Source organism: Streptomyces sp. cmx-4-9, from assembly GCF_046548835.1.
In the GTDB taxonomy this organism is placed as follows: Bacteria; Actinomycetota; Actinomycetes; order Streptomycetales; family Streptomycetaceae; genus Streptomyces.
In genome coordinates this window covers 540,710-554,924 of record NZ_JAEBEE010000003.1, presented here as the reverse complement: position 1 = coordinate 554,924, position 14,215 = coordinate 540,710, and the positions used below count along the sequence as shown (strand labels likewise).

Sequence of the window (14,215 nt, the reverse complement as noted above, 5' to 3'; positions counted from 1 at the left end):
AATCCCGCCGGACCCCGCCCCGTCCGGCGCGGGCCCCCTCACCTGCGCCGGCGGGAGGTCCCGAAGACCGACCGCGAGATCTCCCGGCCCAGCTGCGTGCCGAGCGACCGGGCCAGTGAGCGGAACAGCCCGCTGCCCACCACCCGCTCGGCCGGCGAGGGGTCCGGCTTCGGGGCGCCGCGGGCCGCCTTCCCGGCCGCCCTGGCCTGCTTCTCGGCGTCGGCCGCGGCTGCGGCGGCCTCCGCCTGCGCCTCGGCGGCGGCCTGCTCGGCACTGATCTTCTCGAAGGCCGATTCCCGGTCGACCGGCTCCGCGTACCGGGACCACAGCGGCGAGGCCCTGACCGCCTGCTCCAGGGCCGCCGGTTCGACCGGGCCCATCAGGGACCGCGGGGCGCACAGCCGGGTCGCCGCAACGGGTGTCGGCGCGCCCTTCTCGCTGAGCACGGTGACCACCGCCTCGCCGGTCCCCAGCTGGGTGAGCAGCTCCTCCAGGTCGTACGGGGAGTGCGGGAAGGTCCGCACGGCGGCTCGCAGGGCCTTCGCGTCGTCCGGGGTGAAGGCGCGCAGGGCGTGCTGGACCCGGTTGCCCAGCTGGGCCAGGACGTCCGCCGGCACGTCCTTGGGGGTCTGCGTGACGAAGAAGACGCCGACGCCCTTGGAGCGGATGAGCCGCACCGTCTGGGTGACGGAGTCCAGGAAGGCTTTCGAGGCCCCGTTGAAGAGCAGGTGCGCCTCGTCGAAGAAGAAGACCAGCTTGGGCTTCTCCAGGTCGCCGACCTCGGGAAGGCCGGTGTACAGGTCGGCCAGCAGCCACATCAGGAAGGTGGAGAAGAGCTGCGGCTTGTCCTGGACCGCGGGGAGTTCCAGGACGGAGACCAGTCCGCGCCCGTCGGCCGCAGTGCGCAGGAACGCGCCGGTGTCGAACTCCGGCTCACCGAAGAACTCCGCCGCACCCTGCTGCTCGAAGGCGGTGAGGGCCCGCAGGATCACCCCGGCCGTCACCGTCGAGAGGCCGCCGATGTCTTTGAGTTCGGGCCTGCCCTGGTCGGAGACGAGGAAGGCCACGACCGCGCGGAGGTCCTTGAGGTCGATGAGCTCCAGGCCCTTGGAGTCGGCGTAGTGGAAGATCAGGCCGAGGGACTGCTCCTGCGTCTGGTTCAGCCGGAGCACCTTCGACAGGAGCACCGGGCCGAAGGCGGTGACGGTGGAGCGCACCGGGATGCCGGTACCGAGCCCGCCGAGCGCGTAGAACTCGGTGGGGCAGCCGGCGGGCTCCCACACCTGGCCCACGTCCTTCGCCCGCCCCTCGACCGCGGCGTTCGCGACGCCGGGGAGCGAGATCCCCGACACGTCGCCCTTGATGTCCGCGAGGAACACGGGGACGCCGCCGGCGGACAGCTGTTCGGCGATGAGCTGGAGGGTCTTGGTCTTGCCGGTGCCGGTGGCGCCCGCGACGAGCCCGTGCCGGTTGAGCATGGCCAGGGGGATGCGGATGCGGTGCTCCGGCCGCACCCTGCCGTCCCAGAGCAGGGCCCCCAGATCGAGCGCGGGCCCGGAGAAGGCGTACCCGGCGGCGATCGTGCCGGCGGGGTCCGCCGCGCCCTCCGCAGTGTCGGGGTCGGTGCTCTCGCTCATGCGTCACTCCCGGATTGGTAGCCCTTGCCACCTTTGCACCGTCGCAGCGAGGCTGCGCCCGCAGGCACCGGCCCGGTAGGCTTTCCGTGTGATCTTCAAGCGCATCGGTAACGGAAAGCCGTACCCCGACCACGGCCGGGAAAGCACCCGGCAGTGGGCGGACGTCGCGCCGCGCCCGGTCCGGCTGGACCAGCTGGTGACCACCAAGGGGCAGCTCGACCTCGAAACGCTGCTGGCCGAGGACTCCACCTTCTACGGCGACCTCTTCGCCCACGTCGTGAAGTGGCGCGGCGACCTGTACCTGGAGGACGGACTGCACCGCGCCGTGCGCGCGGCCCTGCAGCAGCGCCAGGTGCTGCACGCCCGCGTCCTGGAGATGGACTGACGGCCGCGACGCGCCGCAGCACCGGCCGCGGGGCCGGCCGCCGGATCCACCGGCAACGGCCCCGGGCGGCTTCCGCTTCGTACGGATTGCGCCTTTCGGGTCACCATTGACCTATCAGCAGATCATTTAGTAGGCATCGACACCGGGCCGCATTACGCTGCGCCCATGAGCATGCTCACTCCCCCCGGCATGGGCGGAAAGTACCGCGTCACGGGAGCCGCCTACCCCCGTATGAGCCGTAAGCGGAGCCGCCGCCGCATCGTCGTTGCCGTGCTCGGCTCGGTCCTTGCGCTCGCCCTGCTCGGCTACGGGGCGCTGCAGCTCATCGACGTGTTCCAGGGCGACACCGCCAAACGGAACACCGCCGCGGGCGCCAGGGACTGTCCGGCCAAGGCCGCCAAGGGCGCGCCCGCAGCGGCCTCCGCCTCGGCTGCACCGGCAGCGGTCACCCTCCCCAAGCCCGGCGACATCAAGGTCAACGTCTACAACGCGACGCCGCGGGCCGGCCTCGCCAAGGCGGTGGGCGACGAGCTGCGCAAACGCGGCTTCACCGTCGGCAACGTCGGCAACGCCCCCGCGACCTTCGACAAGAAGGTCCCGGGCACCGGGATACTGCTCGGCTCCCCCGCCACCGACAAGGCGGTCTTCGCCGTCCTCGGCACCCAGCTCGCCGGCACCACCCAGCAGACCGACACCCGTGAAGGGGCGGACGTCGACCTGATCCTCGGCGACTCCTTCACGGAGCTCAGCACCAAGGAGGACGCCGACAAGGCCCTCGCCCTGCTGGCCAACCCCGCACCCGTCGCCGCCAAGAACTGCTGACACGCCGCAGGGGTCCGCAGCAGCGTGCTGCGGACCCCTGCGCCCTGACGTTCCCGGCTGCCTGCCGGCAGCTGCCGGCAGCTACTCGGCGGAGCCGTACATCCGGTCACCCGCGTCGCCCAGCCCCGGCACGATGTAGCCGTGCTCGTTGAGCCGCTCGTCCACCGCGGCCGTCACCACCGTCACCGGCGTGCCCGCCAGTTCGCGCTCCATGATCTCGACGCCCTCGGGCGCGGCCAGCAGCACCACGGCCGTCACGTCGTCGGCGCCCCGCTTGATCAGTTCGCGGATCGCCGCGACCAGCGTGCCGCCGGTCGCGAGCATCGGGTCGACCACGTAGACCTGCCGCCCGGAGAGGTCCTCCGGCATGCGCGTCGCGTACGTGGAGGCCTCCAGGGTCTCCTCGTTGCGGACCATGCCCAGGAAGCCCACCTCGGCGGTCGGCAGCAGCCGCACCATGCCGTCGAGCATGCCGAGGCCGGCCCGCAGGATCGGTACGACCAGCGGGCGCGGGTGCGAGAGCTTCACACCGGTGGTCGGGCCGACCGGGGTCTCGATGTCGGCCTGCTCGGTGCGCACGTCGCGGGTGGCCTCGTACGCGAGCAGGGTCACCAGCTCGTCGGCGAGCCGGCGGAAGGTGGGGGAGTCGGTGCGCTTGTCGCGCAGGGTGGTGAGTTTGTGCGCCACCAAGGGGTGATCGACGACCTGCAAACGCACAACATCCTCCAGAATTCAGCCTGCGACCGGCAAAAACGGCCGCCCGACGCGACCCACACCCAAAAGGCTACGCGCTGGAACGACCCCCTCGCGTCCGAAGGGGCCGTCCCGGGCGCCTCCCGTACGCCTCCCGTACGCGCGCCGCACGCCTCCCCGCCCGCGCGCCCCGCTGCGGATGCGGCCCACGCGGACGCCCAGCACGCTGGACGGGTGAACAGCGCACCGGTCATCGCGGCAGTCGACGGGTCCGACCACAGCCTGGGGGCCCTGGAATGGGCGCGGGCCGCAGCCGTACGGCACGGCACCGGGCTGCTGATCGCCCATGTGCTGCCCGACCACGCCCAGTTGTACGCGGGACGCCGGGCCTCCCTGCACGACGCCTCCCAGCCGGACGAGTTCGCCGACCCCGTACGCGACCGGATCACCGCCCTCCTCGGCGGCGGCCCCGGCCTGCCGGCAGGTGTGCAGTACGAGGCCCTGGAGGGCTCCGTGCCCGAGGCCCTGCGGGTGGTCGGCGCACGGGCGCGGATGCTCGTCATGGGCTCCCGGGGCCGCGGCGGCTTCGCCAGCCTGCTCCTCGGGTCGAACAGCCGCGCCGTCTCCAGCACCGCGCCCTGCCCGGTCGTGGTGGTCGCGCACGAGGAACGGCGCGCCGACCCCGCACAGGCGCTGGGGGAGCCCTCCGCCGGGCGGGTGGTGCTCGGACTGCACGCCTCGGAGACCCCCGACGACGTCCTGGCCTTCGCCTTCGAGGAGGCGGCCGCACGGGGGACCACCGTCCAGGTGGTCTCGGCGTACGCGATCCCGCCCTCGCCGACCGTATTGATGGACAGCCCGTTCATGGTGGTCCCGCCGGAGGGGCTGGCCGACGGCGGGGACGGCGTGCCGGCCGAGCGGGAGATGCTGCGCTCCCAGACCGAGCGGCTCGCGCCCTTCCGCATCCGCCATCCGCAGGTCCCGGTCGAGCAGGCCGCCGTCCCCGGTGACCCGGCCGGCCGGCTGGTCACCGCCTCCCGGTCGGCCGCCCTGGTGGTCGTGGGCCGCCACCATCCGCGGCGCAGCGGCATGTCCCTGCTCATGGGCTCGGTGGCCCACGCCCTGCTACAGCACGCCCACGGACCGGTGGCCGTCGTGCCGACGCTCCACGACGACGCCTGACCCGGGCGGCGTCCGATCGGGTGGCGCCGGCCCCCTTTCCGGGCCCCGACCTCTCTGACCTGCGCGGGGGTGGCATCAATCGGGCCGTCCGGGGGAAGGTGGGTGCAAGGGGTCTGCTTCGCGCCGGCGGAGGAGAACGACCGGACCAGCCCGGGGTGGTGGCCCATGGCCCAGACGCAGCAGAGCCAAGGCAGCGACGAGGACGAGACGCCGGAGAGCGCGGCGCAGCGCAGGGCGCGACGCGCCCAGTTCCTGCGCGACCTGAACGAGGCGCGTGAGCTACGCGACCGGGTCCAGCCCCGTCGCGCCCGCGCCGCCCGGATGCGCCAACAGATGCGGATGCGCACCTTCCGCTGGTGAACCCCGCAGCGTCCGACCAGGTGAACGGGACACGCCAGCCCCCGCGGCGAATCCGCCCGGGCCCGCCCGAGCCCGCGCCGGCGCCACCCCGGCGCCCTCCCGGGACCCCTGCGAAGCCCCCGCCGAGCCGCACCGGACCGCGCCGCAGCGCCGTCCGCGCGGGCCTGGCCGGGACGCCGGCGCCGCCGCCGCTCGACCTCCCCGCGCCCCGCACGGGTCACGGCGCGGCACGACGCAAGCGCGGAAGACCTCTCGCAAAGCCGCCGTTTCTGCCACGATGCCGATTGGGCGGGGCACGGACGGCGCGCACACGGCCGTCCCACCCCATCCTCCGGCCGGGGGGACCTCCAACCGGCACGCCTAAGACCAGTGGGAGAGTCACGGTGTACTTCGCCGCACTGCTCGCGCGCACCGAAGACGGGTGGGAAGCGAGCGACATGGAACTCGACGACGTCGAGTCCCTCAGTGATCTGATCGATCTCGCCCGTTCCGCCGCTGTCGACGACGACACGGTGGTCGCCCTCATCGAGCAGGAGGACGCCTGGTTCGGCGTCGTCCGCGTGGACGGGGAGGAGGACCCCCGGTACTTCGTATCGAACGCGTCCCTCGCCGCCCGCAGCTCCTACGGCTCGATGCTGACCAAAGAGCTGCTGGGCAGCGACGAGGAGGACGACGAACTCGACGAACTGGACCTGGACGGCACCGAGGACGGCGAGGAGGAGGCCGTCGCCGCCTTCACGGAAGAGGAGGACGAGGACGACCGGGTGGGCGGGTCCGCCGCGGAGCCGGCCCCGGCCGGCCCCCTCGGCGATCCCCGGCTGCTGGACGACCTCGGGGTCAGCAACAAGCAGCTGATGACCCTGGACGGGGACGCCCTCTCGGAGATCGCCGACTCGCTCGGTGCCACCGAGGTCCTGGAGGCCGTCCGCTAGTGACCGGCCCGTACCCGACCCACCCCTGCGATACGCACGGCCCCGATCCCGTACGGGACCCGTGGCGGGACTCCATGCGCCTGGCGCTCCAGGAGGCCGCCCGGGCGGTGCCGGCCGGCGACGTGCCGGTCGGCGCCGTCGTGCTCGGCCCGGACGGGGACCTCCTCGCCACCGGGCACAACGAGCGCGAGGCGTCCGGCGACCCGACGGCGCACGCCGAGGTACTGGCGCTGCGCCGGGCGGCCGCCGCGCTCGGGGAATGGCGGCTCCCGGGGTGCACCCTCGTGGTCACCCTGGAGCCGTGCGTGATGTGCGCGGGAGCGCTCGTCCAGTCGCGCGTGGCCCGCGTCGTGTTCGGCGCGGACGACGAGAAGGCGGGTGCCGCCGGATCGCTCTGGGACCTCGTACGCGACCGCAGGCTCAACCACCGGCCCGAGGTGGTGCGAGGGGTCCTCGCCGAGGAGTGCGCGCAGCAGCTGACGGAGTTCTTCCGCGGCCTCTGAGCGGTCTCCGAGCGGCCGGGGGGCTGCCGGCGGGAGGGCCCGGGACGCCGATTTCTGTCGATGGGGATCCTTAGGCTAGGATCCATCTCGGTAGTGTGTCCGAGTGGCCGAAGGAGCTCGCCTCGAAAGCGAGTATGGGGCAACCCATCGGGGGTTCAAATCCCTCCACTACCGCTTCGACCGAGAGCCCCGCCCCGCAAGGGTCGGGGCTCTCGGCGTCTTCCGGGCGTCAGGCGGACGGCTGCGTGACCGCGCGGTCGTGCAGCCGTTGTCACGGCATGACCAAGACCCAGCGCATGCTCGCCGCCATCGCCCTCGCGGGGGCCGCAGCGGGCCTCGCGGCCCCCGCCGCCTCGGCCGCCCCCCTCGCCCCGCTCTCCCTCCCGGACCTGCCGTCGGCCGCCCCGGGCATGCCGGCGGGCTCCCAGCCCGGCTCCGTCCAGGAGATCGGGGCGAAGCTCAGCGAGGGGGCCAACCAGCTCAACCAGCTGATGGAACTTCCGAACCAGCTCGCGCCCGTCATCGCCCCCGTGCAGCCCCTCACGGACCTGGCCGGCGGCATCGAGTAGCAGGCGCAGACACGAAGAAGGCCCCGGCCGGAACCGGGACCTTCGACGGATGGGACGGGGGAAGTGGCATCGGGGGGACAAGCCACTTCCCCCGAAGAGGACGGAACCTGCCAGTCCGAGCCGCAGTCAGGGGGGAAGCTTGCGGCTCGGACCCCGCAGTGAGGTCCTGTCCCTCACCCACCGATTTCCTGCCAGAACCGGTGGGCTCCCCTCAATACTGCGCTCCCCGCCCGCGCACACGCGGCGGCAAACGGCCTCTGGTGCCAGGTCCTTGGTCCTTAAAGACCGGGTCAGTGTCCGAACATGACCGGTTAGACTCACCCCACTGTGCAGAACCGGTTGGGGAGGCCGACGCCGCATCATGGACACCAAGAAGCTCATCACGGGCGTCCTCACCGTGTTCGCCCTCTTCGTGATCATCACCCAGCCCAAACGGGCGGCCGAGATGGTGGGAATAGGTTTCCAAGGCATATCGGATGCGGCCTCAGGGATCGGTGAGTTCATGACCGAACTGGTGCGCTGAACCCGTACGCCGAGACGAAGCCTGACGTTCCAGCCCTCCAATCCGACGCGTGGGGGGCTTTTTTGCGCCCTTATTTACGGGCATATTGACCGAGTATGCCCAACTTGCCGCCAACACGGCGTTATACGGTGCTTGCACACAGTGCACATGTCTTGTGATGCTATGACCGCTTTTGACGGATGAGTTGACTGAAGGGGTGGCGTGACCGTGCCGGCCAGTACTGCGCCTCAGGTGCCCCCTCAGCAGGACCCCCAGCTGCCCTCCCAGCCGGAGCCCCGCCAGGAGCCCCGTCCGGAGGCCCGCCCGGACTCCCCGCCGGAGTCCCGCCAGGAGGCGCCCGGGGAACCCGCCCCGACGCCGCCCAGACCGGCCGGCCGGGGTGCGGACACCCGGGCCCTCACCCAGGTGCTCTTCGGTCAGCTGAAGGTGCTGGAGCCGGGCACCGGCGAGCACTCCCGGGTGCGCGGGGCGCTCATCGAGGCCAACCTCCCGCTGGTCCGGTACGCGGCCGCCCGCTTCCGCAGCCGCAACGAGCCGATGGAGGACGTGGTCCAGGTCGGCACGATCGGCCTGATCAACGCCATCGACCGGTTCGACCCGGACCGCGGCGTGCAGTTCCCGACCTTCGCGATGCCGACCGTCGTGGGCGAGATCAAGCGCTACTTCCGGGACAACGTCCGCACCGTCCACGTACCGCGCCGCCTGCACGAGCTCTGGGTACAGGTCAACGCGGCCACCGAGGACCTCACCACGCTGCACGGCCGCACCCCGACCACCCCCGAGATCGCGGAGCGCCTGCGGATCGGCGAGGACGAGGTGCTGTCCTGCATCGAGGCCGGCCGTTCGTACCACGCGACCTCGCTGGAGGCCGCGCAGGAGGGCGACGGGCTGCCCGGCCTGCTGGACCGCCTCGGCTACGAGGACCCCGAGCTGGCCGGGGTCGAGCACCGCGACCTCGTCCGCCACCTCCTCGTACAACTGCCCGAGCGCGAACAGCGGATCCTGCTCCTGCGGTACTACAACAATCTGACGCAGTCGCAGATCAGCGCCGAGCTCGGCGTCTCCCAGATGCACGTCTCCCGGCTGCTCGCGCGCAGTTTCGCCCGACTGAGATCCGCAAACAGGATCGAGGCGTAACCGGAACGAGTGGCGACGATCCAGCTGTTTCCCGGCAGATCGGTCGGATCCCCCTCTGACCCCCTCTGTCGCTGGAGATATATGTCGACTTGGCGCTACAGCGTGTTGCCGACATGTGACATTCTGCTGGAACCGCGTTTGCCGCAGCCCTCCTTCCGGTATTCAGGTGGAGGCTGCGTTCCTCCGACGGACGCGCCGTACGCGCCCGTCCGCGACCTCAAGGGGGTGGCATGTCCGTAGACCAGGGCAGCTCCAAGGTGCTCACGCTCGTCAAGAGCCCGGCGCCGGCAGCGCCTGTGGCGCCTGCGCCCGACCGCTCGGAAGCCATCGACACCCGCACCCTCTCCCGCTCCCTCTTCCTGCGGCTCGCCGCCCTGGACGTGGACAGCCCTGACCGGGCGTACGTACGCGACACCCTGATCGAGCTGAACCTGCCCCTGGTCCGGTACGCCGCCGCTCGCTTCCGCAGCCGGAACGAGCCGATGGAGGACATCGTCCAGGTCGGCACCATCGGCCTGATCAAGGCGATCGACCGGTTCGACTGCGAACGGGGCGTGGAGTTCCCCACGTTCGCGATGCCGACCGTCGTGGGCGAGATCAAACGATTCTTTAGGGACACCTCCTGGTCCGTGCGCGTCCCGCGCCGGCTCCAGGAGCTGCGCCTGGCGCTGACCAAGGCCAGTGACGAGCTCGCCCAGAAGCTGGACCGCTCGCCGACCGTGCCGGAGCTCGCCGCCGTGCTCGGGGTCTCGGAGGAGGACGTCGTCGACGGACTCGCCGTCGGCAACGCCTACACGGCCTCCTCGCTCGACTCACCCTCCCCCGAGGACGAGGGGGGCGAGGGCTCGCTCGCGGACCGCCTCGGCTACGAGGACACCGCGCTCGAAGGGGTCGAGTACCGCGAGTCCCTCAAGCCCCTGCTGGCCAAACTGCCGCCCCGGGAGCGCCAGATCATCATGCTGCGGTTCTTCGCGAACATGACGCAGTCGCAGATCGGCGAGGAGGTCGGCATCTCGCAGATGCACGTCTCCCGGCTGCTCACCCGGACCCTCGCCCAGCTGCGGGTGGGACTCATCGGGGAGTGACCCCCGCAGTCCGGCCGGACGGGGTTCCCAATTGACGGAGCGTCAGTAAAACTGGCGCGATGCGAACGGGATCCCGTACGGCCGCCCTCCTCGCCCTGTGCTGCACGGCCGCCGCCGCCCTCGCCGGCTGCGGCGGCCCCGCCCGGGACGGCTACGTCGCCGTGGGCGCCGCGGCCCCGGGACCCGAACGGGGTCCGGGGGAGAACGTGGCCCCGCAGGGACCGGTGGAGTTCCAGCAGCTCGGCGGCCCGTCCGCGGCGGGCACGACACCCGCTCCCCCAGAGGGCGGGGTGCCCGACGGCTCCGGGCCTGCGGGGACGGCCGCGGTCACCGCTCCCGGCGGACCGGCGAACGGCTCCGGCGCCACGGCCGGAACCGGAACCGGGCCCGGACCCGGCAGCTCCGGCCGGGCACCCGGCGCCGCCACCCGGCCTCCGCCGGGCACGAGCGGCGCGGGCTCCGGTACGGGCGGTGCGGGTTCCGGTACGGGCGGCGCAGGTTCCGGTACGGGCGGCTCTGATACGGGCGGCGCGGGTTCCGGTACGGGCGGCTCCGGTACGGGATCCGGCGGGCCTTCGGCACCCGGGACTCCGGGCACCCCGCCGGGCACGGGGACCGGCCCGGCCGGGCCCGGCACCACCCCGCCCACCCCGCCCGCTCCGCCTCCGGCCACCCCGGCCCGGCTGACGCTGTCCACTCCGGTCCGGGCGGCCGCGGCACACCGCTGGTGCGAGCTGGTCACCGTCACCTTCACCAACACCGGAAGCACCGCCGCGCGCTCCGGCACGGTCAGCTTCGCCACGCACGTCATCGGCGCGCTCGGGGTGGACTGGGCCACGGTCACCACCACCCAGCCGCTCCCGGCACCCGTACCGGGCGCGGGCGCGCGGACCCAGACCTACACGGTCTGCGTGGACGCCTGGCGGGTGCCGCTGGGCATGCACGTGGAGACCCGGAAGGTCACGGCCGCCTGGAACTGAGCCGGCCGGGGCCCCGGGCGGGCCCCCGGCCGGGGGCTGATCCCGGGCCGCGGGTCAGTGCAGGACGACCCACAGGGCCGGAACGACGACCAGGACCAGCGCGATCGCCACCCCGATCCAGACGCCCTTCTTCGCACCGGCCTGCTGTTCCGCACGGCGCTGCCGGCGCGCCCCGGGACCCGGCTGCCGGGCCGGCGCCGCCTCCTCGACGAAGGCGCGGAACATCTGCGTGCTGCCCGCGGGGTCGTAGTTGCCCTCGGGGCCCTGTGAGTTGTGGTTCTCCGCCATGGAGCAGGACCCTAGCGGGTTTTCCGATTCTTTTACCGCCCCGCCCCCGGATTCGTTTGCCTGTAGCAACCAACCGCTTCTATGGTTGCTCTAAGCAACAAGATGAGACCGAGACGGAGGGGCTGCGCGGTGACCGTTCCCACTGCTCCGACCACCATCCGGCCCAGCGGACGCACCGCAGGCACCGGACCCGCCGGGACCGCGGCCGTCGCGGGCACCACGGACGGGACGCAGACCGCGGAAGCCGCGAGCGAGGCGGGGAACGCGGATTCCGCGAGTGAGGCGGGGGCCGCGGATTCCGCGAACGAGGCGGGGACCGAGGCAGCTCCCAGCGACCGGTACCGCGAACTGGCCCGCCAGCTCACCGGCATCGGGGCGGTCAAGCGGGACCTCGCCCGCATCCTGCCCCGCGACTGCCCGCCCGGCGCAGCCGCCGTCCTCACCGTGCTGGACCGGCACGGCGAGATGCGGCTCAGCCGGCTGGCCGCGTTCATGGCCGTGGACATCTCGGTGACCAGCCGGCACGTGGCTCAGGTGGCCGACCGCGGCTGGATCGAGCGGCTCGCCGACCCGGGCGACGGCCGCTGCCGGATCCTGCGGCTCACCCCGGCCGGGCACGCGCTCCTCGCCGAGCTCGGCGCCCGCTCCTCGCAGGCGCTGGAGCGAGCGCTGGCCGCCTGGCCCACCCAGGACATCGACGTACTGAACACCCTGCTGGCCCTACTCCGGTCGAGCTTCTAGAACCTTGAGGAAACACATGGCGACGACCACACCCACGACCGGTGTGCGGGAAGGCGGCGGCCGGCCGGAGACGGCGTCCGACAGCATGTCCATGACCCACCCGCAGATCATGAAGGCCCTGTCCGGGCTGATGCTCGGCATGTTCGTGGCGATCCTGTCCTCCACGATCGTCTCCAACGCCCTGCCGCAGATCATCAGCGACCTCGGCGGCACCCAGTCCTCCTACACCTGGGTGGTCACCGCGGCTCTGCTGTCCATGACCGCGGCGACCCCGCTGTGGGGCAAGCTGTCCGACCTGTTCAGCAAGAAGCTGCTGGTCCAGATATCCCTGGTGATCTACGTCCTCGGCTCCGTGGTCGCGGGCCTGTCGCAGAACACCAGCATGCTCATCGCCTGCCGCGTGGTGCAGGGCATCGGCGTCGGCGGCCTCTCCGCCCTCGCCCAGATCGTCATGGCCGCGATGATCTCCCCGCGTGAGCGCGGGCGCTACAGCGGCTACCTCGGCGCGGTCTTCGCCGTCGCCACCGTCGGCGGCCCGCTGCTCGGCGGCGTCATCACCGACACCGACTGGCTCGGCTGGCGCTGGTGCTTCTACGTCGGCGTGCCCTTCGCGATCATCGCGCTGATCGTGCTGCAGCGCACCCTGCACCTCCCGGTCGTCCGCCGGGACGTCAAGGTGGACTGGCTGGGTGCCTTCCTCATCAGCGGGTCCGTCTCGCTGCTGCTCATCTGGGTCACGCAGGCCGGTGACTCCTACGCGTGGATCTCCTGGCAGACCTGGGCGATGACCGGCGGCGCCGTGCTGCTCGGCCTGCTCTTCGTCCTCGTCGAGTCCCGGGCGAGCGACCCGATCATCCCGCTGCGGCTGTTCCGCAACAAGACCATCTCCCTCGCCTCGGCGGCCTCGCTGTTCGTGGGCATCGCGATGTTCTCGGGCACCGTGTTTTTCAGCCAGTTCTTCCAGTTGGCCCGCGGCGAGTCCCCCACGATGTCCGGAATCCTCACGATTCCGATGATCGGCGGGCTCTTCGTCTCCTCCACCGTTTCCGGTCAGGTGATCACCAAGACCGGCAAGTGGAAGGCCTGGCTCGTGTCCGGCGGCGTACTGCTGACGGCCGGCCTCGGCCTGCTGGGCACCCTGCGGTACGACACCCCGTACTGGCACATCGCGATCTACATGGCGCTGACCGGCCTCGGCCTCGGCATGATGATGCAGAACCTGGTCCTCGCCACGCAGAACCAGGTGGCTCCCGAGGACCTCGGCGCGGCCAGCTCCGTCGTCACCTTCTTCCGCTCGCTCGGCGGCGCCATGGGCGTCTCCGCCCTCGGCGCGGTGATGGCCCACCGGGTCACGCACTACGTCCAGGACGGGCTGGCCGCACTCGGCCCGAAGGCCGCGGCCATGGGCCACGGCGGCACCGCCGGCGGCGGCATCCCGGACCTCGACAAGCTGCCCGCGCCGTTCCGGGAGGTCGTGGAGTCCGCGTACGGGCACGGGGTCGGCGACGTCTTCCTGTACGCAGCCCCGTTCGCCCTGCTGGGCCTGGTGCTGGTGCTGTTCATCAAGGAGGTCGCGCTGAAGTCCAAGCCCTCGGCGGACGCTCCGGCGGCGGCCGGCTCCGTCCCGGTCCCCGCGGAGGCGGCCGAGGTCCCGGCCGGGGCCCGCTGACGGGACCGTACGGGAGCTGAAGGCCGGAACAACCGAGCAACCGAGGCCATCGGCCGGCCCCCCCTCCCGGGGGTCAGCCGGTGGCCTTCGCTTCGATCCCGGCGACCAGCACGTCGACGGCGAGGCAGAAGTCGCTCTCGGGTACCCGCCGGACCATGCCCCCGCAGCCGTGCAGGAACTGCGAGAGGGCCAGGTGCACCCCGGTCCGGGCGCCGCCCGTCAGGCCGGTGGCGTCGAGCAGCTGCTGGAGGGCCGCGTCGAAGGCCCGGGCGCTGGGGCCGATGTTGGGGTACGCCGCGGTGAGCGGGGCCACCCAGGGATGCGCGGCCAGCACCCGCCGGTACTCCCGGGCGAGCCCCCGCAGTGCGGTGGGCCAGCCCTGCTGCCCGGGTTCGCCCGGGCCGGGCAGGACCAGCTCGCCAAGGGCCCGGTCCAGGGCCAGTTCGAGGAGGTCGTGCCGGGTGTCCACGTACCAGTAGAGGGACATCGCGGTGACGCCCAGCCCGGCGGCGAGCCGGCGCATCGAGAACCGCGTCAGGCCTTCGGTGTCGAGCAGCCGCACCGTCGCCGTGGTGATCCGCTCGCGGTCGAGGCCCGAGGGGGCCTCGGTGCGGCGTCTGGCGGGGGCGGCGGGGCGGATGGCCAGCCACACGCTGGTACGGGTCTCGTCGGGACCGGTACGGGTCTCGTCGGGATCGGCGCTCACCAC

The 14,215-nt window shown here is 72.4% G+C and carries 17 protein-coding genes and 1 tRNA gene; 14 read left to right on the top strand and 4 right to left on the bottom strand.

All coding sequences use genetic code 11. From position 1 onward, the window contains the following. Nucleotides 1–38: 38 nt before the first annotated feature. On the bottom strand, nt 39–1,637 hold the full coding sequence (locus ACLJTM_RS13465) for a helicase HerA-like domain-containing protein (protein ID WP_411103742.1): 1,599 nt from the start codon (nt 1,635–1,637) through the stop codon (nt 39–41). Nucleotides 1,638–1,725: 88 nt separating this feature from the next. Between ACLJTM_RS13465 and ACLJTM_RS13460 the strand changes: the two genes are divergently transcribed. Together ACLJTM_RS13460 and ACLJTM_RS13455 are read left to right on the top strand one after the other, a co-directional pair. Further along, nucleotides 1,726–2,022 (top strand): type II toxin-antitoxin system VapB family antitoxin, encoded by a 297-nt coding sequence (locus ACLJTM_RS13460; protein ID WP_017240525.1) that lies wholly within the window; start codon nt 1,726–1,728, stop codon nt 2,020–2,022. Between the two features lie 189 nt (nt 2,023–2,211). Next, nucleotides 2,212–2,844, top strand: a complete 633-nt coding sequence (locus ACLJTM_RS13455; RefSeq protein ID WP_411103806.1) for a LytR C-terminal domain-containing protein — start codon at nt 2,212–2,214, stop codon at nt 2,842–2,844. A gap of 81 nt (nt 2,845–2,925) precedes the next feature. Here ACLJTM_RS13455 and upp read toward each other — a convergent pair whose 3' ends face one another. After that, entirely contained in the window at nt 2,926–3,561 is a 636-nt protein-coding gene (gene upp, locus ACLJTM_RS13450) for a uracil phosphoribosyltransferase (protein WP_031141526.1), read from the bottom strand. A 210-nt stretch (nt 3,562–3,771) separates the two neighbouring features. Between upp and ACLJTM_RS13445 the strand changes: the two genes are divergently transcribed. The 10 genes from ACLJTM_RS13445 to ACLJTM_RS13400 all read left to right on the top strand — a co-directional run bounded on the left by ACLJTM_RS13445 (nt 3,772) and on the right by ACLJTM_RS13400 (nt 10,808). Further along, nucleotides 3,772–4,719: a universal stress protein gene (locus ACLJTM_RS13445; RefSeq protein ID WP_411103741.1), complete on the top strand. Its 948-nt coding sequence runs from the start codon at nt 3,772–3,774 to the stop codon at nt 4,717–4,719. A 165-nt stretch (nt 4,720–4,884) separates the two neighbouring features. Then, nucleotides 4,885–5,079 (top strand): hypothetical protein, encoded by a 195-nt coding sequence (locus tag ACLJTM_RS13440; protein ID WP_411103740.1) that lies wholly within the window; start codon nt 4,885–4,887, stop codon nt 5,077–5,079. A 383-nt stretch (nt 5,080–5,462) separates the two neighbouring features. Then, nucleotides 5,463–6,011 carry a hypothetical protein gene (locus ACLJTM_RS13435; RefSeq protein WP_411103739.1) on the top strand — a complete coding sequence of 183 codons (549 nt, stop codon included), beginning with the start codon at nt 5,463–5,465 and terminating at the stop codon, nt 6,009–6,011. A 74-nt stretch (nt 6,012–6,085) separates the two neighbouring features. Beyond that, the gene (tadA, locus tag ACLJTM_RS13430) at nt 6,086–6,514 is read left to right on the top strand and encodes a tRNA adenosine(34) deaminase TadA (protein WP_411103805.1); all 429 of its coding nucleotides are present in this window, start codon (nt 6,086–6,088) and stop codon (nt 6,512–6,514) included. An 89-nt stretch (nt 6,515–6,603) separates the two neighbouring features. Beyond that, nucleotides 6,604–6,688, top strand: a tRNA-Ser gene (locus tag ACLJTM_RS13425). A gap of 104 nt (nt 6,689–6,792) precedes the next feature. Further along, on the top strand, nt 6,793–7,083 hold the full coding sequence (locus ACLJTM_RS13420) for a hypothetical protein (protein ID WP_411103738.1): 291 nt from the start codon (nt 6,793–6,795) through the stop codon (nt 7,081–7,083). A 361-nt stretch (nt 7,084–7,444) separates the two neighbouring features. Continuing rightward, on the top strand, nt 7,445–7,606 hold the full coding sequence (locus ACLJTM_RS13415; RefSeq protein WP_383799040.1) for a hypothetical protein: 162 nt from the start codon (nt 7,445–7,447) through the stop codon (nt 7,604–7,606). A 201-nt stretch (nt 7,607–7,807) separates the two neighbouring features. After that, the gene (locus tag ACLJTM_RS13410) at nt 7,808–8,743 is read left to right on the top strand and encodes an RNA polymerase sigma factor SigF (protein ID WP_411103737.1); all 936 of its coding nucleotides are present in this window, start codon (nt 7,808–7,810) and stop codon (nt 8,741–8,743) included. Nucleotides 8,744–8,973: 230 nt separating this feature from the next. Continuing rightward, nucleotides 8,974–9,828, top strand: a complete 855-nt coding sequence (locus ACLJTM_RS13405) for an RNA polymerase sigma factor SigF (RefSeq protein WP_411103736.1) — start codon at nt 8,974–8,976, stop codon at nt 9,826–9,828. A 59-nt stretch (nt 9,829–9,887) separates the two neighbouring features. After that, nucleotides 9,888–10,808: a hypothetical protein gene (locus ACLJTM_RS13400; protein WP_411103735.1), complete on the top strand. Its 921-nt coding sequence runs from the start codon at nt 9,888–9,890 to the stop codon at nt 10,806–10,808. 54 nt (nt 10,809–10,862) lie between these two features. Here ACLJTM_RS13400 and ACLJTM_RS13395 read toward each other — a convergent pair whose 3' ends face one another. Further along, nucleotides 10,863–11,096 (bottom strand): hypothetical protein, encoded by a 234-nt coding sequence (locus tag ACLJTM_RS13395; RefSeq protein WP_411103734.1) that lies wholly within the window; start codon nt 11,094–11,096, stop codon nt 10,863–10,865. A 348-nt stretch (nt 11,097–11,444) separates the two neighbouring features. On the opposite strand from ACLJTM_RS13395, the gene ACLJTM_RS13390 reads away from it, so the two are divergent. Beyond that, the gene (locus ACLJTM_RS13390; RefSeq protein ID WP_411103804.1) at nt 11,445–11,837 is read left to right on the top strand and encodes a MarR family winged helix-turn-helix transcriptional regulator; all 393 of its coding nucleotides are present in this window, start codon (nt 11,445–11,447) and stop codon (nt 11,835–11,837) included. 16 nt (nt 11,838–11,853) lie between these two features. Further along, a complete protein-coding gene (locus tag ACLJTM_RS13385) occupies nt 11,854–13,506 on the top strand; it encodes an MDR family MFS transporter (RefSeq protein WP_411103733.1) in 1,653 nt (550 codons plus the stop codon). A 73-nt stretch (nt 13,507–13,579) separates the two neighbouring features. Here the strand turns inward: ACLJTM_RS13385 and ACLJTM_RS13380 are convergent, their stop codons facing one another. Beyond that, complete coding sequence (locus ACLJTM_RS13380) at nt 13,580–14,212, bottom strand: TetR/AcrR family transcriptional regulator (protein WP_411103732.1); 633 nt, start codon at nt 14,210–14,212, stop codon at nt 13,580–13,582. Nucleotides 14,213–14,215: the final 3 nt, after the last annotated feature.